Genomic DNA, 344 nt, shown 5'->3' on the forward strand with positions numbered 1-344 from the left:
TCACGATGAGTGTCCACACAGATTGATACGGTTTATAAAGTAAAGAGAAGAAGAGTTCCCAAACTCTTCAATCCAGTGTCCCGTTCGTCTAGAGGCCTAGGACACCGCCCTTTCACGGCGGTAACAGGGGGTCGACTCCCCTACGGGATACCATTTGGTCGTTAGCTCAGTTGGGAGAGCAGTTGACTTTTAATCCATTTGTCGCAGGTTCGAATCCTGCACGACCCACCATTCTTCTCCCCGAAAAATTAAAACTTATGTGGGCGGTTAGCTCAGTTGGGAGAGCACCTGCCTTACAAGCAGGGGGGCACTGGTTCGAGCCCCGTGTCGCCCACCATTCTCTA

At 51.5% G+C, this 344-nt stretch carries 2 tRNA genes; both read left to right on the plus strand.

Going from position 1 to position 344, the window contains the following annotated elements:
• Window positions 1-77 precede the first annotated feature (77 nt).
• Window positions 78-153: transfer RNA gene (locus tag UF05_RS02625), tRNA-Glu, on the plus strand.
• Between the two features lie 108 nt (window positions 154-261).
• Window positions 262-337: transfer RNA gene (locus UF05_RS02635), tRNA-Val, on the plus strand.
• Window positions 338-344: the final 7 nt, after the last annotated feature.

Source organism: Vibrio sp. S457-15, from assembly GCF_000960545.1.
GTDB classification, from domain to species: Bacteria; Pseudomonadota; Gammaproteobacteria; order Enterobacterales; family Vibrionaceae; genus Vibrio; species Vibrio parahaemolyticus.